Raw genomic sequence first — 18855 nt, forward strand, 5'->3', positions numbered from 1 at the left:
GTTATTCGACGGTGGCCGAACCCGCCACCTCCGCGCCGTAATCGTTGAGCAGTTTGTACGACACCGTGCCTCGCTCGAACGTACGATGCGCCCCCTGCGATTGGGTGAGCGACACATGGTCGAACGGTGGAACCATAGCCGGGTCAAACTGGATTTCCTTGTCGCCGGCCTTCAGCGCCACACGGCCGAACGACACGTAATAGGGCGACGGATTGTCGACGCGCAGGATGCTCCGCCCCTTGTCGTCATGCGCGACCTTCCACGTCAGCAATTGACCCGAAGGGCCGTCCTGAAGCGCGGCCGGCCGAAAAAACAGCTTGATGCGAGTGCGAAATGCCAGTTGCAGCAGATTCGTTTCTTCCGCGTTGGCGGGCTGCGGCGGAATCTCCTGCACGTTGAGCCAGAACACCGACTCGCGATCCGCCGGCAGATTCGCACCCGTATACATGATGCGCAACGTCTGCCCCTTTTTCGGCTCGACGCGGAACACCGGCGGCGTCAACACGAACGGCACCTTGATCTGATCGGGATTGGCATCCGCATTCCCGTCGTCGATCCATGCCTGCACCAGCACGGGCGCCGTCTCGACGTTGCTCAATCGGACGTTGACTTCGCGACTTTGCTCCGGGTAAATGACCCGCGTACCCGTAATCACGATCGCCGCCTGGGCCGACAGCGCCATCGCGCCCAACGCAAAAGCCGCCGCGACGCCCTTCCATTTCCATAACCGCACGCATACCTCCTTGATCCATCGCCGCAGCGAGTTCCGGAGGCCGAACGACAAAATCTCCGGAGCCCGCTTGCGCGCTACTTGCGACTCGAGATCACTGATAGGCGAGCGTGAAGCGAGCGAAGGTGTTCACCTTACCCGCCGTGGTGGCGCCGGTCGCGTAGTACTGACCGCCGTAGAGCATCGTCGCGCCGCGCGTGTCGCCCGTGCCCGTCACGTCGAAGTACGCGCCCGTCGTGCCGGCCCGAATCCCCGTACCGTCTGCGTTCACCAACTGGACGACGACATTCGTCGCCGCGGTCTGTGGATCCGTCAGCAGGTTCTTCAGGAAGCCGGTAGCCGGATCCATGTTGGTCATCTCGAAGTGAGCGGCGACCTTGCTCACGTCAGCAGCGCACTTCTCCGCGGTGATATCGAACGAAGTCGAGCCAGCCGTGTCGCCCTTCTTCGCCAGCGTCACCGTCGAAATCTTCGGCAGCAGCACCTTCCTGTCTTCGTCCCCGGCCTTGATCGAGCACGTGCTCGCGGTCAGTTCGCCGTCGAACGTCACCTTGCCTTGCGTCACGGCCTGCGCGAACGCCGGCGATGCAGCCAGCACACCCAGCAGCATCGCAGCGGAAGCACCCAATACCTTCTTCTTCATTTAACACTCCTACTTAAATAGAAATACGCCAAACAGGTCGACCGGGTTCACGAGGCGTCATGCCGCCCATCTGCACCACGGTTATCTCGCGCAATCGAACCCGCGAAAAATCTTATCAATCCCCGAATATCGGGGATATAGGACGAGTTCAAACCTCAAAGGAATCCGGGCCGGACTCTCGTAAAAGACCGAGTGAATTGTGTAATTTGTCAGGAAATCGATGACCGCCTCTCGATGGCCGAGCGCGATCGCTATCGGCGGCGCATGCATCAGGGCGCCGCCGAAACGCAAATCCGGTCGTGCGGCCAACGGGGCGTGCTCGATCCGCAGCGGGAAGCGACGCTGCGGATTCCTGTGCCATTGCCGCCGTGCCGCCGGTCGATCGTCCGGGTTCGACCGACACACTCGCATCCGATAGCGCGGCCCCGATGGCGCGGCCCGCGTCAATACACGTGGCCGATCGTCACCGCGCGCTGTTGTTCGGCATCGACGGACGGCCCGCTCGACGCCAGGATCACGCTCGTCGTGACGTCGCGGTATGGGCGCTGCGGCGGCATGTCGATCGCGACGCTGCGATGCCGCGCGGTGGCCACCGACGCCATGACGTTGTCGTAGAGCGGATCGCCTCGGCGAAAACGCCCGTACCGCTGGTCACCCTCGGTCTTCATGGCCGCGGTGCGCCAGCCGGTGTCCCGCGCCGCATCGGCATGCGCCGTGCCGCGCGCGATCCGCGACGACGCTCGCGCCCCCTTGGACACGCGCCCGCTCGTTTCGGGCCGGACCAGCGCCGCGGCCATCTCCACCGCGCTCGGCAAACCGTCGATGACGGCCGGCCGCTCGGGTGCGCGCGACGCGTACGCCAACACATTCCGTGTATCGGCAACGATCGTCGGGAGCCCTTCGGAAGCATGTCCGTTTTTCGCGCCGCGCGCGCCGCGACCGGGCTGGCTTCGTTCTCCGGCACCCGCGCCGAGCACCGCCCTCGTGGAGACGCGCGTCGTCACGCGCCACGCTTGAGAAGCGAACGCGGTGCCGCCCTGCGGGCGCGCGCCAAGCTCCGGCAGTGTCTGACGCTGCCCGGCGATGCTCGCGACCCGTGCCGCAAGCTCGGGAAGACTCGCCGGCGTCGCCAGCATCGCGGCCCGTTGGCCGTCGAGCGGCCGCGCCGATCCGGCCACGCGCACCGCAGGCGATAAGGGCGATGCGAAGGCTGCGTCACCGATCCGTGCTTCGGCAGGCTCGGCGCCGCCGTGCGCGATCGTCGAGACCGCTCCCGTCGCCGGCTTGGGCAACGCGGCCAAAACCGGCTTCAACGTATCGAGCAAGCCGGTCAGCGACCGCGGCTCGACGGACGCCGCACGTCGCTCGGACAACGCGTGATAGGCCACCTCGCCGCCCAGCGTGGACAACGCGATACTGGGCGGCGCGGCACGCGTCGGACCCGACAGATCGAACGGGAATCGCGAAACGAGTGACGCGACGCCTTCGCTCGCGTCGGCCGCGAGCGCTGGCGCGCCGCCGGGCAACGGGTGTGTCCGCGCATACGCGATCTGATCCGCGTAAAACGGTTCTCCGGCCAGGCCGCGCCCCGATGCGTCGCCGCGGTCCGCGCTCGCCGCGCGGACCGCCCCGGCTTCGCCGTGCACCGCCGCGCCGCCCGCCGCGGCGTAGCGCGCGAGCGCGTCGGCCACCTGATCGGCATAGAACGGGGAATCCGTCGCGCCGGCCAGTTCGACGGCGACGCCGGGCAATGGGGGCAGGTCAGGGGACGCGACGCGGGCCAGACGCTCACCGTCGAGCATCCGCGCGCGCAACGGCTCGGCCGCGCCTGTATAACTGAGCACGGGGCCGCCGCGATGCGGCCGGAACAGATCGAAACGTTCGTCCGGCAGCGGACCATTCGGCAGCGGCGGCCGGTCGGCCAGGCTGTCGGCCGCGAGCGGGCCGCCGAGCAGACGATCGTCGAGTCCGGCGGCGATGGCCGGCCGCCGCACCGGCGCGAACGGGGCCGCTGGAAACGCGGATGGCGGCGGGACGGGATGGGGGGCCTTGTCTTCGTCGACGCGAGGCTGCACAGGCGGATCGGTCCGCTCGTCGACATCGCGCACGCCCGCCGGCGGTGCCACCGACGACGCGGGCGCCGGCACGCTGCGCGGCACCTCGGACGCCGGCGCCCGTGCCGCTCCGGAGTCGTCCGGTGCGCACGAACCGAGATACGGCGCGGTGGCCATCAGCGCAGCCGTCATGACACCGGTGCCGCCCGCGCTTCGCTTCGCCCATTCCACCGCTGCGGCTCGCGCGCGCCGGCCTTTCCTGCTCGTTCCGTTCGTCATGCTCGTATCGGCCGCCCCATGCCCGCCGGTGTGCGCCCTTGTCCATTCGAGGTAAGCCGCAAATCTAGCCAAGGGCACCGGCATCAACAATGGGACAGATATTTGAAATCAATACCGAGACACGCAGACACGTCTGATTTATCGACACAAAGCGCCCCGCCCCACCCTGATCGCATGCGTCGGATCAACCGTCGAAAGGCGCTGCCGCTCATGCCTGCAAGCGAACGCGGGCCGGCTGCGGTCGGCGATTCGCCGCCCGGGCATTCGGTGCAATGCGCGTCGGGTTCCGATCGAACGTGCCGCATCCGGCCATTGCGATCGTGCGACTCGTCTGCTTGAACCAATTCGGCGCAAATGCCGCCGCCGGTTCGTGACCGTCTTCATGCAACTGCCGGGCCGTTGCTCATGGATTCCGCAAGATTCGAACTCGTCCAATTTCCAAACTCGCGCTGGAAAGTTACTTTTCGCCCGTCGCAACAAGGAGGTACACGGGTGAACCACCGTCGTTTTCCATTTTCCCGAGCACGCACCGGCCGCCATCTCGCGCATTCCGCACTGATTGCCGGCGCCGTGATACCGTGGCCGTCCGCCGCGCAAGTCACCGGCGGCCCGCAACAGGCCAACGGCATCGAGCTCGAAGTCGCGCCGGGCGACTATTCGACATCCCAAATCGGCCAGTCCGTCCTGTCCGCGATCAACGGCGGCCGCCTGACGACCGCCGGCAAAACCCGCGCGTTCTCGACGGGCCACGTCGCGGCCGGTGCCGCCGCATCGGGCGCCGGTTCGAGCATGGAACTGCGCGATACCGAAATCCGTACGCGCGGCCGCAACAGCATCGGCATCGACGTCCGTCAGGGCGCCAGCGCGTCCGCGCAACGCTCGTCGATCGACACCGACGGCGATTTCGCGCACGGTGCGTACGTCAACGGCGCGAACGGCCAGCTCCGCATCTCGGACAGCGTGATCGTCACGCGCGGCAAGGAAGGCTCCGGCATCGCGGTGAATGGCGCGCCGGGCGGCACCGTCAACGTCGCCGATACGTTGATCAGAACCAGCGGCCTGATCGCGACCGGCCTGTCCATCAGTTACGACGGCGCGCACGCCACGCTGGATCGCACCGATATCCGGACGGACGGCGACTACGCGTCCGTGTTGTACCTGCCGAGCGCGTCGACGGTCGCATTCAACGACTCGTACCTGGAAACGGGCGGCGACGCCGCCGTCGGCGTCGATACCCGCGCGGGCGACGTCGCACTCGCACGCACGCGCGTCGTCACGCACGGCACCAGCGCGCACGGGCTGTATGCGTCGAAGGAGTACGCCGACACGCCGGTCGTCGACGCAACCGATACGCACGTGACGACCACCGGCGACCGCTCGATCGGCGCGATCGCGCGGCTCGGCGGCAAGATCGCGATGACGCGCGGCAGCATCGCAACCGACGGCGAGCGTGCACGCGGCGCGATGTCGAGCGGCACGGACTCCGTCGTCGCCCTCACCGACATGACCGTCGACACGCGCGGGCCCGGCGCGAGCGCACTTCATGCGAGCGCCGGCGGCCGGATCGACCTCGTGCGCACCGCCGCGCGCGCGCGCGGCGACGATGCCTATGCCGCAAGCGTGTACGACGGCGCACTGACCATCGACGACGGTTCGCTCGTCAGCGAGCGGCACGGCGCAATCGATGCATCCGGCGCGACCATCGTGCTGCGCAACGGCACGCGCGCCGGTGGCGGCAACGGCACGTTGCTGTCCGTGCATGCGCAACCCGACGCGCCGGTGCGGCTGACGCTCGACACCGGCTCGCATGCCAACGGCGACATCGTGAATCACCCCGCCGCCGACGGCAGCCCGACGCATGCGACAACAGACGTCACGCTGTCCAATGCGTCGGCCTGGACCGGCGCGACGAACGCGGTGCGCACGCTGGCGCTCGACACGGACAGCCGCTGGACCGTCACCGCGAACTCGTCGGTCGGCTCCGTCGCGCTGAACGACTCGACGATCGCGTTCGCCGATCCGGCTGCCGGCGCGCCGGCGACGCCGCGCACGCTCGTCGTATCCGGCGACTACGCCGCGCGCAACGGCAAGCTGGTTCTCCATACGACGCTGCAGGACGATGCATCGCCGACAGACCGGCTCGTGATCGACGGCGGCCATGCGTCGGGCGACACCGGGGTCGTCGTCAAGCGCGCCGGCGGCAACGGTGCGCCGACGACCGTCGGCATCCCGATCGTCGAAACGCGCAACGGCGGTACGACGGACGTGTCGGCATTCACGCTCGACGCGAGTTCCGACGGCTACCGGCAAGGATTCGGCACGTTGTCCGCGGGTGGCTATGACTACATGCTGAAGCGCGGCGGCGGCGGCGACGGCGGGCGGGACAACGACTGGTATCTCGTGTCCGCGGCAAAGCCCGAACCGCCCGTACGGCCCGTACCACCGCTGCCGCCCGGCCCGGTGAACCCGGATCCGCCGATCGAACCCGAAACCACGCCGCCTGCGCGCACGACCGCCCCGGAGCCGGACGCCTATCTGGCGAACGCGGATGCGGCATCGACGATGGCAGTCCATACGCTGCATCAGCGCAACGATCGCTCATTGCGCACGGAGGCCGCCGGCCCGCTCGACGGAGCCGTGTGGCTGCGCGCCGAGGGCAATACGACGTCGATGTCGGGCAATGGCCGCAGCGTGTCGGGTAACGGTCGCCTGATTCACGCGGGCGCCGATCTGCTCCGCTTCGACGATGGTCGCGGCGGCAGCTTCCGAATCGGCGCGATGGGCATGTACGGGAGTCAGACCAGCTGGTCGACGCGCCCGCTGTGGAATGCGATCGAGCATCGCGTGATGAACGCCACCGCGCGCGGCAGCGTATCGGGCTACAACGCGGGCGTGTACGGCACGTGGTACGGCAGCCGCGACATCCTGACCGGCCCTTACGTCGATGCGTGGTTCATGTACGGCGCCTACGCGAACAGCGTCGGGGGCAGCCTCGCGGCCGATTCGTATCGCTCACGCACCGTGACGGGTTCGATCGAGACCGGCTATTCGTTCGGATTCTACGAGCGCGGCGACACGCGGTTCTTCGTCGAGCCCGAAGCGCAGCTCGTCGTGTCGGACTACCGCGCGGAGGCGCACGGCACGGCCGGCGGCCGTCTCGACGGGCAGGGTGCAACCGACGTGCTGACCCGGCTCGGCGTGCGCGTACACGGCGTGACCGCGATGCCGAACGGGCGTGAACTTCGGCCGTTCGTCGAAGCGAACTGGTGGCACGGTCCCGGCTCACGTACGCTGACGCTCGACCGCAACGCCTTCTCGTTCGACGTGCCGCGCGACCGCGTCGCGGTCAGGTTCGGCGCCACCGGGCAGGTGAGCCGCCAATTCTCGATATCGGCGAGCCTTGGCGTCGAAGGCAATCTGTCCGACTACTCGGTGGTAACCGGGCAGCTTTCGGCGAAATATCGCTGGTGACGGCCGCGGCGGCCGACGAGCGGCGGAATTCGCGCGCCCGCCGAATTCCGCTATACTTTGCCGACTTGCCGCCCCTGGCGGCAGGTCGGAAGCGCGCCGATTTGCTGACTCGATTGCGGGCGCGCGAACCGGCCGGGGTTTGATGCGTCGATGCGTCGCTCCCCCGGTGGGTTCACTACAAATGCGGCTAAAGAGGTCGTCAGCCGCGCACCTTCGCCTCCGCGCATCGCCGACACCGTTTAGCCGCCCAGTCATAAGGCGGAACGAATGGAATCGATCGGCATCGTCGCTCCACAGACCATGCACTTCGCCGAACCGCTGCGCTTGCAAAGCGGCAGCGTGCTCGGCAACTATCAGCTCGTCGTCGAGACGTACGGCGAGCTCAACGCCGCGCGCTCGAACGCGGTGCTCGTCTGCCACGCGCTGAACGCGTCGCACCACGTCGCCGGCGTCTATGCGGACGATCCGCGCAGCACCGGCTGGTGGGACAACATGGTCGGCCCGGGCAAGCCGCTCGACACCAACCGCTTCTTCGTGATCGGCGTGAACAACCTCGGGTCGTGCTTCGGCTCGACGGGCCCGATGAGCGTCGATCCGTCGACCGGCAAGCCGTACGGCGCCAAGTTCCCGGTGGTCACCGTCGAGGACTGGGTGCACGCCCAGGCGCGCGTCGCCGACGCGTTCGGCATCGAGCGCTTCGCGGCCGTGATGGGCGGCAGCCTCGGCGGGATGCAGGCGCTTGCATGGAGCCTGATGTATCCCGAGCGCGTCGCGCACTGCATCGACATCGCGTCGACGCCGAAGCTGTCCGCGCAGAACATCGCGTTCAACGAGGTCGCGCGCTCGGCGATCCTGTCCGATCCCGATTTCCACGGCGGCGACTATTACGCGCACAACGTCAAACCGAAGCGCGGCCTGCGCGTCGCGCGGATGATCGGCCACATCACGTACCTGTCCGACGACGACATGGCCGAGAAATTCGGCCGGGCGCTGCGCCGCGCGGACGGCGCGCTCGACGCGTACAACTTCAGCTTCGACGTCGAGTTCGAGGTCGAGTCGTACCTGCGCTACCAGGGAGACAAGTTCGCCGACTACTTCGACGCGAACACCTACCTGCTGATCACGCGCGCGCTCGACTACTTCGATCCGGCCAAGGCGTTCGACGGCAACCTGACGGCCGCGCTCGCGCATACGCAGGCGAAGTACCTGATCGCGAGCTTCTCGACCGACTGGCGCTTCGCGCCCGCGCGCTCGCGCGAGATCGTGAAGGCGCTGCTCGACAACAAGCGCACGGTCAGCTACGCGGAAATCGATGCGCCGCACGGCCATGATGCGTTCCTGCTGGACGACGCGCGCTATCACAACCTGATCCGCGCGTATTACGAACGAATCGCCATCGAGGTGGGAGCATGAACCAGCAAGCGCTGAATTCCCTGTCCGCGCGCGCGGACTTCCGCACGATCGCCCGCTGGGTCGAGCCGCGCTCGAGCGTGCTCGACCTCGGCTGCGGCGACGGCTCGCTGCTCGCGCTGCTGATGGAAGAACTGGACGTGACCGGCTACGGGATCGAGCTGAACGACGCGGGCGTGCTCGCGAGCGCGAAAAACGGCATCAACGTGATCCAGCAGAACCTCGAGGACGGCCTGCGCCTGTTCGAGGATCACAGCTTCGACATCGCGATCCTGTCACAGACGCTTCAGACGATCCACCAGACCGCCGCGATCCTGCGCGAAACCGCGCGTGTCGGGCGCGAATGCATCGTGTCGTTCCCGAACTTCGGCTACTGGGCGCACCGGCTGTCGGTGCTGCGCGGCCGGATGCCGGTGTCGAAGTCGCTGCCTTATCAGTGGCACAACACGCCGAACGTGCGGGTGCTGACGATCAAGGATTTCGAGGCGCTCGCGCCCGAAGTCGGCGTCACGATCCTCGACCGCGTCGTGCTGCACGAAGGCCAGCCGATTCGATGGGGAGCGAACTGGCGTGGTAGTCTTGCTGTCTATCGCGTCAAGCGCAGCTGAGCCGGGGAGCCGTTGACGGAAGATCCGGCCCGCCCACGCGCGCGGCCGCCCCGCCTTCGCCGGCCGCGCCGCCCGCGCTGCCGCCGCCTTCAGTCAACGCTACCCAGTTCCAGTCCATGTCGAAAACGCCACACGAGGCGCCCGCACTCACCGCTCACGAGGATCACCCCGGCTGGCGCGCCTATCTGAACAAGCACATGCTGATCTGCGTGTTCCTGGGCTTCACGTCGGGTCTGCCTCTGTTCACGCTCGTCTACCTCGTGCAGGCATGGCTGCGCTCCGAGGGCGTGAACCTGAAGGAGATCGGCCTGTTCGCGCTGATCCAGTTCCCGTATACGTGGAAGTTCCTGTGGGCGCCGCTGATGGACCGCTACATCCCGCGGCTGCCCGGCTGGCGGCCGGGCCGCCGGCGCGGTTGGCTGCTGCTCACGCAGGTGCTGGTCGCCGGCGCGATCGCCGCGCTCGGCTTCGTGTCGCCGCGCGACTCGATCTGGACGGTCGCCGCGCTCACGACGCTCGTCGCGTTCTTCGGCGCGAGCGCCGACATCGTGATCGACGCGTACCGCCGCGAACTGCTGCGCGACACCGAGCAGGGCCTCGGCAACGCGGTGCACGTGAACGCGTACAAGCTCGCCGCGCTGATTCCCGGCTCGCTGGCGCTGATCCTGTCCGACCACATGCCGTGGGACGCCGTGTTCGCGATCACCGGCGCATTCATGCTGCCGGGCATCCTGATGACGCTCGTCGTGCGCGAGCCGGAAGTGGCCGGCGCGCCGCCGCGCAACCTGCGCGACGCGATCGTGCTGCCGTTTCGCGAATTCATCCAGCGCGACGGCTGGGCCGGCGCGCTGCTCGTCGTCGCGTTCATCTTCCTGTTCAAGATCGGCGACACGATGGCCACCACGCTGTCGACGTCGTTCTTCCTCGACATCGGCTTCACGCGCACCGAAATCGGCATCGTCGCGAAAACCACCGCGCTCGTCGCGAGCGTCGCCGGCGGCATCATCGGCGGCATCTGGCTCGTGAAGATCGGCATCGGCCGCGGGCTGTGGATCTTCGGCGCGCTGCAGATGGTGTCGACGCTCGGCTTCGCATGGCTCGCGCAGCTCGGCCCCGGCTCGCCCGTGCTCGCGATGCTGTACGACTTCACCGTGTCGACCAGCCACGCGATCGCGGCCGCGCTGTCGGTGTTCGGCATCGCCGTCACGCCGCAATTCAGCCCGATGACGGTCGCGCTCGCGATCGTCTACGGCTTCGAAACCTTCACGACCGGGCTGACGATGGCCGCGTTCGTCGCGTACATCGCGAGCACGACCGATCCGCGCTACACGGCCACGCAGTTCGCGCTGTTCACGAGCCTGGCCTCCGTGCCGCGCACGCTCGCGTCGGCGGCGAGCGGCTTCATCGTCGCGAAGATCGGCTGGTTCGACTACTTCATCGTGTGCACCGCGCTCGCGATTCCCGGCATGCTGCTGCTGTTCAGGATCGCGCCGTGGAACGGTGCCGCACGCAACGGCGAGGCGAGCCGTGCGCGGTAACCGCCTGCGCCGTCTCGCACGCGTGGCGGCCGCGTTGGGCGTCGGCGCCGCGGCGCTCGCCGCGCACGCGACCGACACCGGCGCGACGGCCGCGGGCTCCGCGCCGGCCGCGGCGCAAGCCACGCCGCCCGCCGCCGCCACGTCTGCCGCGCCCGCCGCGCCGTCCGCCGCCGAAGGCGCGCAGCCGACCGGCGCCGCGGTGCCGGCGAAGGCCTATACGCCGACGCCGCAGCAGGTCCGCTACGGCAACGCGATCGCGTTCCGCACGCTGATTCCGTCGCCGCTGCTCGAACAGCTCACCGCGAACGAATACGCGCAGATCGTGCAGACGGCCGCCGACAGCAACCGCCTGCTGCCCGCGAACCAGCCGCGCGTGAAGCGCCTGCGTGCGATCGTCGCGAAGCTCGCGCCGTATTCGGTGAAATGGAACGACCGCGTGAAAAGCTGGGCATGGGACGTCAATGCGATCCGTTCGCGCGACATTCGCCTGACCTGCCTGCCGGGCGGCAAGGTGCTCGTGTACGGCGGCATGCTCGAGCGTGTGCGCCTGAACGACGACGAGCTCGGCGTGCTGCTCGCGCACGGCATCGCGCATGCGCTGCGCGAACACGCGCGCAGCAACTTCGGCGCGACCTCGCAGACGTCGCTGCGCGCGGCCGCGCTGCCGCCGCTGTTCGGCGTCGGCGATCCGCTGCCGCAGGCGCTGAACCTCGGCGAGCGCCTGCAGTCGCTCCACTACGATCCGACCGACGAGACCGAAGCCGACGTGATCGGCGGCGACATCGCCGCCCGCGCGGGCTTCGATCCGCGCGCGGCGATCACGCTGTGGGACAAGCTCGCGGCCGCGACGCGCGCGAACAAGGCGACGGGTTTCATCTACACGCATCCGTACGGCGCCGCGCGCCGCCAGGATCTGCTGAACCGGCTGCCGGACCTGATGCCGCTGTACGCGAAAGCAACGGGCAAGCGCGTCGAATCGCTGCCCGACTACGCGGGCATCAGCGCGCAGCGGCGCAAGGTCGTGCGGCGCTGAGCGGCCGCACGGCGCCGCGCGCTACGCGTGTGCGTCGGCCATCGCCGGGCGCACGCCGCTGTCACGCATCCAGCGCACCTCGTCACCGGGGCTGCGGCCGAACAGCCGCTTGAACTCGCGGCTGAACTGCGATGCGCTCGCGTAGCCGACCCGCGCGGCCGCCGCGCCGGCGCCGAGCCCGTCGCGCACCATCATCAGCCGCGCCTGGTGCAGCCGCGCGGTCTTCACGTACTGCATCGGCGACGTCGCCGTCACGTGCTTGAACTGCGCGTGGAACACCGCGAGGCTCATCCCGGCTTCGCGTGCGAGCGTCTCGACGTCGAGATCGGCCTTCAGCTCCGCGTGGATGCGCCGCAGCGCCTTCGCGATGCGGCCGAAATGATGCTGCTGCACGAGCGCCGCGCGCATCGCGTCGCCCTGCTCGCCCGTCAGCACGCGATACGCGATCTCGCGCATGATCGCCGGCCCGAGCACGCGCGTGTCGTGCGGCGACGCGAGCGCTTCGAGCAGCCGCACGACGGCATCGGCCAGCGGCGCATCGAGCGGCGTCGAGTACACGCCGAGCGGCTCGCTGACCGCCGCGCCGAGCGTCTCGTCGAGCAGGATCGCGAGCTCGGCGATCACCGCGAGATCGACGCGGATCGAGATCGCGAGAAACGGCTCGTCCGTGCTCGCGAACGTCTCGCATTCGAACGGCAGCGGCACCGACAGCACCAGGTATTGCTGCGCGTCGTACACGAACGAGCGGTCGCCGAGATAGCCGAGCTTGCGCCCCTGGCACACGACGATGATGCTCGGCTCGTACAGCACCGGCATGCGCGGCACGGGATGCGTCACACGGATGAAGCGCACGCCGTCGAGCGCCGCGAGCGTGTCGCCCTCGTTCGGCGCGAGGCGCGTGTGCAGCTCGATCATGCGGCGCTGCAGGCGTTCGCCCGCGTCGGCCAAAAGGGGCTGGAAGCTCATCGGCGTGGTCCTGTCCGGCAAGAGAATCTGGCTCGCAATGTAGCACCTTGAACGTATTTTGACGGCCGTTCGCGGCCAATTCGAGAGGAATAGGCAAATCTTCCAGACCTTCGTGTATTTCGCCGCGGCGCCGCGCTCCTTACGATGAGGGCCTGTCTCGCCGCATCGCCACAGGGTGCGGCGGCAGTCTGTTTCGCCGGATGTTTTCCGGACAAGGAGCCCATTGCATGAGCACGACCTATGCCTACGCGGCGACCGATTCGCAATCGCCGCTCGCCCCGTTCGAATTCCAGCGTCGCGCGCTGCGCGACCTCGACGTCCAGATCGACGTCCTCTACTGCGGCGTCTGCCACTCGGATCTTCACCAGGCGCGCAACGAATGGCGCAACACGATCTACCCGGTCGTACCGGGCCATGAAATCGTCGGACGCGTGACCGCGACCGGCCCGCAGGTGTCGCGCTTCAAGGTCGGCGAGCTGGTCGGCGTCGGCTGCCTCGTCGATTCGTGCCGCACCTGCGCGAGCTGCGAAGAAGGCCTCGAGCAGTATTGCGAGAACGGCTTCGTCGGCACCTACAACGGTCAGGACCGCGTGACGGGCGACATCACGTACGGCGGCTATTCGACGCAGCTCGTCGTCGACGAGGCGTTCGTGCTGCGCGTGCCGGACACGCTCGACCCGGCCGGCGCCGCGCCGCTCTTGTGCGCGGGGATCACGACCTACTCGCCGCTGCGGCAGTGGAACGTCGGCCCCGGCAAGAAGGTCGGCATCGTCGGCCTCGGCGGCCTCGGCCACATGGGCGTGAAGCTGGCGCGCGCGATGGGCGCGCACGTCGTGCTGTTCACGACGTCGCCGTCGAAGATCGACGACGGCAAGCGGCTCGGCGCGCACGAAGTGGTGATCTCGAAGGACGAAGCGCAGATGAACGCGCACCTGAACAGCTTCGACTTCATCCTGAACACGGTCGCCGCGCAGCACGACCTGAATCCGTTCCTGAACCTGCTGAAGCGCGACGGCACGATGACCCTCGTCGGCGCGCCGGAGCACGACCATCCGTCGCCGCAGGTGTTCAACCTCATCTTCAAGCGCCGCCGCCTCGCGGGTTCGCTGATCGGCGGGATCGCGGAAACGCAGGAAATGCTCGATTTCTGCGCGGAGCACGGGATCACGTCCGACATCGAGACGATTCCGATGCAGCAGATCAACGCTGCTTACGAGCGGATGCTGAAGAGCGACGTGAAATACCGGTTCGTGATCGACATGGCGTCGCTCAAGCAGTAAGCGCCGCGGCAAACAAAACGGGCCGCCTGTCGGACAGGCGGCCCGTCTTGCGTCCGGCGACCGGACGAATGGCTCGGCGGCTGCGCGCAGGCGCAGCGCCGGCCATCACTTCGTATAGTCGTAGTCGATCGTCAGCGGCGCATGGTCGCTGAACTTGATGTCCTTGAAGATCGACGTGCGTTTCGCGGTGCCGGCCACGCCCGGCGTCGCGATCTGGTAATCGATCCGCCACCCGACGTTCTTCGCGTACGCCTGGCCGCGGTTGCTCCACCACGTGTACTGCTCGGGACGCGGGTCGAGCGTACGGAACACGTCGACGTAGCCGACGTCGTCGAACAGCTTCGTGAGCCACGCGCGCTCTTCCGGCAGGCAGCCCGAGTTCTTCTGGTTGCTCTTCCAGTTCTTGATGTCGATTTCCTTGTGGACGATGTTCACGTCGCCGCACAGGATCACCTCGCGCTTCTTCTTCAGCGCGGCGAGGTGCGGCATGAATTCGGCCATGAAGCGGTACTTCGCCTGCTGGCGCTCCTCGCCGCTCGAGCCGGACGGCACGTACACCGACACGACCGACAGCTTGCCGTAGCGCGCCTCGACGTAGCGCCCTTCCGGATCGAATTCGCTGCTGCCGAAGCCGATGATCACGTCGTCGGGCTCGCGGCGGCTGTACACGCCCGCGCCGCTGTAGCCCTTCTTCTCCGCGTGGTGGAAATAGCTCTTGAAGCCGTGCGGCTCGACGAATTCGGCCGGCAGGTCGTCGGCCGATACCTTGATTTCCTGCACGCACACGCAATCGGCGTTCTGTTCGCCGAGCCAGTCGAAGAAGCCCTTCTTCGCGGCGGAGCGGATGCCGTTCAGGTTGGCGGTAATCACTCGCATCATGTCGGGTTCCGTTCAGTTCGATGTTTTTACAGGGTTATCGGATCTTCACGCCGTCGAGCTCGGGCTTCGGCGGCGGGAATTCCAGCTTCATGTCGGTCATCGTGCGCAGCAGCAGCTCGGCGATCATCACGTTGCGGTGCGTCTTCGAGTTCGCCGGGATCACGTACCATGGCGCATGCTCGGCCGACGTCGCGGCGAGCGCGTCGCGGTACGCGGACTGGTAGGCGTCCCAGTGCTTGCGCGCGTCGAGGTCGGCGATGTCGAATTTCCAGTGCTTGGTCGGATCGTCGATGCGCGCCTGGAGCCGCTCGCGCTGCTCGTCCTTCGAGATGTGCAGGAAGCACTTGACGATGGTCGTGCCGTTCTCGAACAGCATCGTCTCGAAATCGCGGATCTGCCGGTAGCGGCGCTCGCACTCCTTGTCGTCGATCGCGCCGAGCACGCGCGGCACGAGGACGTCCTCGTAGTGGCTGCGGTTGAAGATCGCGAGCTCGCCCGCGGCCGGCACCTGCGCATGCACGCGCCACAGGAAGTCGTGCGCGGCCTCGATCGGCGTCGGCGCCTTGAACGGCACGATGCGCAGGCCGAGCGGATCGACCTCGCGAAACACCGCGCGCACGGTGCCGTCCTTGCCGCTCGTATCCATCCCCTGCAGCACGAGCAGCACGCGCTTCTTCTGCTGCGTGTGCAGGCGCTCCTGCTGCACGTCGAGCTCGGTCGACACCGCCGACAGCCGTTCGCGGTCGGCCTCCTTCGAGCCGGACGAAAACGGCTTCGCGGCCGGGTCAAACGCGTCGAGCTTGAATGCGGCGGCTTCCTTCTCGCGCGTGCTGTACGGCACGCGGAAATCGTCGAGCGACGGTTGTTTCGCCATTCGTTCCTCCGTTGGGCGGTACGATGCATACGATAACGCATCCACCAAATGCGACGGGCCGCCCGAACGCGTCCGGTGCGGCCCGTCGTCAAGCGCGGGTCAGGCGCGCGCGCATGCTCAGCCGAGCTTCTTCTTCAGCAGTTCGTTGACCTGCTGCGGATTGGCCTTGCCCTTCGTCGCCTTCATCGCCTGGCCGATCAGCGCGTTGAACGCCTTTTCCTTGCCCGCGCGGAATTCCTCGACCGACTTCGCGTTCGCCGCGAGCACTTCGTCGATGATCGCTTCCAGCGCGCCGGTGTCGGAGATCTGCTTCAGCCCCTTCGCGTCGATGATGCGATCGGCCGCGCCTTCGTCGGTCGCCTTCTCGTCCCAGATCGTCGCGAAGATTTCCTTCGCGATCTTGTTCGAGATCGTGCCGTCGGCGATGCGCTGCAACAGCTGCGCGAGCTGCGCGGCCGACACCGGAATCACGTCGATCTCGATGCCGTCGCGGTTCAGCTGCGACGACACGTCGCCCATCAGCCAGTTCGCGGCGATCTTCGCGTTCGCCGCGCCGGCCTTCGCGACCACCGCCTCGAAGTACGCGGCCATCGCCTTGCTCGACGTCAGCACGCCCGCGTCGTACGCGGACACGCCGTATTCGTCGACGAAGCGCTGCTGCATCGCGGCCGGCAGCTCGGGCATGCCGGACTGCACGCGCTCGATCCAGTCCTGGCCGATCACGAGCGGCATCAGGTCGGGATCGGGGAAGTAGCGGTAATCGTGCGCGTCTTCCTTGCTGCGCATCGAACGCGTCTCGCGCTTGTCCGGATCGTACAGGCGCGTTTCCTGCACGACTTCGCCGCCGTCCTCGATCAGCTCGATCTGACGGCGCACTTCGTAATTGATCGCTTCCTCGAGGAAACGGAACGAGTTCAGGTTCTTGATTTCCGCGCGCGTGCCGAACTTCTCCTGGCCGACCGGGCGCACCGACACGTTCGCGTCGCAGCGGAACGAGCCTTCCTGCATGTTGCCGTCGCAGATGCCGAGCCACACGACGAGCGCGTGCAGCGCCTTCGCGTACGCGACGGCCTCGGCCGCGCTGCGCATTTCCGGCTCGGTGACGATCTCGAGCAGCGGCGTGCCCGCGCGGTTCAGGTCGATCCCGGTCATCCCGGCGAAGTCTTCATGCAGCGACTTGCCCGCGTCTTCCTCGAGGTGCGCGCGGGTCAGGTTGACCGTCTTCTCGTACGCGGGCTTGCCGGCCTTTTCGTTGGCGGGCACCTGGATCGTGATCCGGCCGCCCTGCACGACCGGAATCTCGTACTGGCTGATCTGATAGCCCTTCGGCAGATCGGGGTAGAAATAATTCTTGCGCGCGAAGATGCTGCGCGGCGCGATGGTCGAGCCGATCGCGAGGCCGAAGCGGATCGCGCGCTCGACCGCGCCGCGGTTCAGCACCGGCAGCACGCCCGGCAGCGCCAGGTCGACCGGGCACGCCTGCGTGTTCGGCTCGGCGCCGAACTGCGTGGATGCGCCCGAGAAAATCTTCGAGACGGTCGACAGTTGCGCGTGCGTCTCGAGACCGATGACGACTTCCCACTGAGTAGCCATATGCTTACACCCCCGCCGGAACTTGCTTGTGCCAGTCGGTCGCGCGCTGGAACGCGTCCGCGACCTGCAGCATCCGGGCTTCGTTGAAATAGTTGCCGATGATCTGCAGGCCGACCGGGCGCTTCGCGTTCGCGCCCGCGCCGAAGCCGCACGGCACGCTCATGCCGGGCAGGCCCGCGAGGCTCACCGACAGCGTGTAGATATCCGCGAGATACATCTGCACCGGATCGTCGCCCTTCGCGCCGAGATCCCATGCGACCGTCGGCGACGCCGGGCCCATGATCACGTCGCAGGACTTGAACGCTTCCTGGAAATCGTTCGCGATGATGCGGCGGATCTTCTGCGCCTGCAGGTAGTACGCGTCGTAGTAGCCGTGCGACAGCACGTACGTGCCGACGAGGATCCGGCGCTTCACTTCCGGCCCGAAGCCTTCGGCGCGCGACTTCTTGTACATGTCGAGCAGGTCGCCGTACTGCGCGGCGCGGTGGCCGAAGCGCACGCCGTCGAAACGCGACAGGTTCGACGAGGCCTCCGCCGGCGCGATCACGTAGTACACGGGGATCGACAGTTCCGTCTTCGGCAGCGACACCGGCACGAGCGTGGCGCCGAGCGCTTCATATTGCTTGAGCGCCGCATCGATCGTCGCGCGCACGTCGTCGGCGAGGCCGGCGCCGAAATACTCGTTCGGCAGGCCGATGCGCAGGCCGGCGAGCGGCTTGCCCGCGTCGTTGCCGGCCGCCCACGGCTGGCCGAGGTGACGCGTGAAATCTTCGTCGTCGCGCTCGAGGCTCGTCGAGTCGCGCTCGTCGAAGCCGGCCATCGCGTTCAGCAGCAGCGCGCAGTCGGACGCGCTCTGCGCCATCGGGCCGCCCTGGTCGAGCGACGACGCGAACGCGATCATCCCGTAGCGCGACACGCGGCCGTAGGTCGGCTTGATGCCCGTCACGCCCGCGAACGACGCGGGCTGGCGGATCGAGCCGCCGGTGTCGGTGCCGGTCGCGGCCGGCGCGAGGCGCGCGGCGACGGCGGCCGAGCTGCCGCCCGAGCTGCCGCCCGGCACCGCGTTCGTGTCCCACGGGTTCTTCACCGCGCCGAACGCCGAATTCTCGTTCGACGAGCCCATCGCGAACTCGTCCATGTTGGTCTTGCCGAGCGTGACCATGCCGGCCGCCTGCAGGCGGGCGACGACGGTCGCGTCGAACGGGCTCTCGTAGTTCGCGAGCATCTTCGAGCCGGCGGTCGAGCGCCAGCCGCGCGTGACGAACACGTCCTTGTGCGCGATCGGCAGGCCGGTGAGCGCGCCGCCCGCGCCGCGCGCGAGCTCCGCGTCGGCGGCTTTCGCCTGCGCGAGGGTGAGGTCGGCGTCGACGTGGACGAACGCGTTCAGGTCGCGCGCGGCGTCGATCCGTTTCAGATAGTGCTGCGCGAGCTCGACGGCCGAGCATTCCTTGGCGGCGAGCGCGGCGCGCAGTTCGGTCAGGCTTTTTGCATGCATTG

14 protein-coding genes are annotated in these 18855 nt (G+C 67.8%); 6 read left to right on the forward strand and 8 right to left on the reverse strand.

Annotated features, from left to right (window positions below):
* Position 1: 1 nt before the first annotated feature.
* From CFB52_RS16400 to CFB52_RS34240, 3 genes are all read right to left on the reverse strand, one after another.
* A complete protein-coding gene (locus CFB52_RS16400) occupies positions 2 to 733 on the reverse strand; it encodes a fimbria/pilus periplasmic chaperone (RefSeq protein WP_089465305.1) in 732 nt (243 codons plus the stop codon).
* A 91-nt stretch (positions 734 to 824) separates the two neighbouring features.
* Positions 825 to 1373 carry a fimbrial protein gene (locus CFB52_RS16405; protein ID WP_089465238.1) on the reverse strand — a complete coding sequence of 183 codons (549 nt, stop codon included), beginning with the start codon at positions 1371 to 1373 and terminating at the stop codon, positions 825 to 827.
* A 443-nt stretch (positions 1374 to 1816) separates the two neighbouring features.
* Complete coding sequence (locus CFB52_RS34240; protein WP_144029743.1) at positions 1817 to 3706, reverse strand: hypothetical protein; 1890 nt, start codon at positions 3704 to 3706, stop codon at positions 1817 to 1819.
* A gap of 405 nt (positions 3707 to 4111) precedes the next feature.
* Between CFB52_RS34240 and CFB52_RS16415 the strand changes: the two genes are divergently transcribed.
* The 5 genes from CFB52_RS16415 (at position 4112) to CFB52_RS16440 (ending at position 11766) form a co-directional block, all read left to right on the forward strand.
* Positions 4112 to 7177, forward strand: coding sequence for an autotransporter outer membrane beta-barrel domain-containing protein (locus CFB52_RS16415; RefSeq protein WP_257220322.1), 3066 nt, complete (start codon positions 4112 to 4114; stop codon positions 7175 to 7177).
* 267 nt (positions 7178 to 7444) lie between these two features.
* A complete protein-coding gene (locus tag CFB52_RS16425; RefSeq protein WP_059573629.1) occupies positions 7445 to 8590 on the forward strand; it encodes a homoserine O-acetyltransferase in 1146 nt (381 codons plus the stop codon).
* Positions 8587 to 9195 carry a methionine biosynthesis protein MetW gene (gene metW / locus CFB52_RS16430; RefSeq protein ID WP_059573628.1) on the forward strand — a complete coding sequence of 203 codons (609 nt, stop codon included), beginning with the start codon at positions 8587 to 8589 and terminating at the stop codon, positions 9193 to 9195. Before CFB52_RS16425 ends, metW begins: the two co-directional genes overlap by 4 nt.
* A 116-nt stretch (positions 9196 to 9311) precedes the next feature.
* A complete protein-coding gene (locus tag CFB52_RS16435) occupies positions 9312 to 10733 on the forward strand; it encodes an AmpG family muropeptide MFS transporter (protein WP_059573627.1) in 1422 nt (473 codons plus the stop codon).
* Complete coding sequence (locus CFB52_RS16440) at positions 10723 to 11766, forward strand: M48 family metallopeptidase (RefSeq protein WP_059573650.1); 1044 nt, start codon at positions 10723 to 10725, stop codon at positions 11764 to 11766. The genes CFB52_RS16435 and CFB52_RS16440 overlap by 11 nt, the downstream gene beginning before the upstream one ends.
* Before the next feature lie 21 nt (positions 11767 to 11787).
* On the opposite strand, the gene CFB52_RS16445 is transcribed toward CFB52_RS16440, so the two are convergent.
* A complete protein-coding gene (locus CFB52_RS16445; protein WP_059573626.1) occupies positions 11788 to 12732 on the reverse strand; it encodes an AraC family transcriptional regulator in 945 nt (314 codons plus the stop codon).
* Between the two features lie 227 nt (positions 12733 to 12959).
* Between CFB52_RS16445 and CFB52_RS16450 the strand changes: the two genes are divergently transcribed.
* Entirely contained in the window at positions 12960 to 14012 is a 1053-nt protein-coding gene (locus tag CFB52_RS16450) for an NAD(P)-dependent alcohol dehydrogenase (RefSeq protein WP_059573625.1), read from the forward strand.
* A 105-nt stretch (positions 14013 to 14117) separates the two neighbouring features.
* Here the strand turns inward: CFB52_RS16450 and CFB52_RS16455 are convergent, their stop codons facing one another.
* The 4 genes from CFB52_RS16455 to gatA form a co-directional block, all read right to left on the reverse strand.
* Positions 14118 to 14891, reverse strand: coding sequence for an exodeoxyribonuclease III (locus CFB52_RS16455; protein WP_059573624.1), 774 nt, complete (start codon positions 14889 to 14891; stop codon positions 14118 to 14120).
* A gap of 34 nt (positions 14892 to 14925) precedes the next feature.
* Positions 14926 to 15765 carry a polyphosphate kinase 2 family protein gene (locus CFB52_RS16460; protein WP_099316927.1) on the reverse strand — a complete coding sequence of 280 codons (840 nt, stop codon included), beginning with the start codon at positions 15763 to 15765 and terminating at the stop codon, positions 14926 to 14928.
* Between the two features lie 117 nt (positions 15766 to 15882).
* On the reverse strand, positions 15883 to 17358 hold the full coding sequence (gatB, locus tag CFB52_RS16465) for an Asp-tRNA(Asn)/Glu-tRNA(Gln) amidotransferase subunit GatB (RefSeq protein WP_099316928.1): 1476 nt from the start codon (positions 17356 to 17358) through the stop codon (positions 15883 to 15885).
* A 4-nt stretch (positions 17359 to 17362) separates the two neighbouring features.
* Positions 17363 to 18853 (reverse strand): Asp-tRNA(Asn)/Glu-tRNA(Gln) amidotransferase subunit GatA, encoded by a 1491-nt coding sequence (gatA, locus tag CFB52_RS16470; protein WP_011546474.1) that lies wholly within the window; start codon positions 18851 to 18853, stop codon positions 17363 to 17365.
* Positions 18854 to 18855: the final 2 nt, after the last annotated feature.

The organism is Burkholderia sp. AU18528 (assembly GCF_002223215.2).
GTDB lineage: Bacteria > Pseudomonadota > Gammaproteobacteria > Burkholderiales > Burkholderiaceae > Burkholderia > Burkholderia semiarida.